Genomic DNA, 460 nt, shown 5'->3' on the forward strand with positions numbered 1-460 from the left:
GTAGTCGTGATGATGAGATTACTGGAGGTAATGCTGATTGGATTGTGAGTTACCATGCCACAGAGGCTGATGCTGATGCAGGCATGCCTACTCTACCAGATATGTATCAGAATACAACGATGATGCCTGAGACGATTTGGGTACGTGTTGAAGATGCAGCCACAGGTTGTTATGAACTTGTAACACTTACCTTGGTTGTAAATCAATTACCATCTCCTACTGAGATTCCACCAGTAGAAGTATGTGATGATGATTTTGATGGGATTGCTATTTTTGATCTAACGATGGATGTGACTGATATGATCATAAATGGAGAGACGTTTTTCACATTAAGTTTCCATGAGACATTAGCTGCAGCCGAATTAGGTACTCCAGCAATTGCAACTCCAGATGCTTATCCAAGTGGTTCTACGACAATTTATGTACGTGCTACCGATACCGATCCAGCTACCAGTACCGT

Annotated in this window: 1 protein-coding gene; it reads left to right on the forward strand. The window is 42.2% G+C overall.

Annotation, left to right across the window (positions count from 1 at the left end; translation table 11 throughout):
* The coding region (locus tag Q1A01_RS23705; protein ID WP_299686060.1) for a hypothetical protein at positions 1–460 on the forward strand (460 nt) is incomplete at both ends.

It is taken from the genome of uncultured Dokdonia sp., assembly GCF_947492815.1.
GTDB lineage: Bacteria > Bacteroidota > Bacteroidia > Flavobacteriales > Flavobacteriaceae > Dokdonia.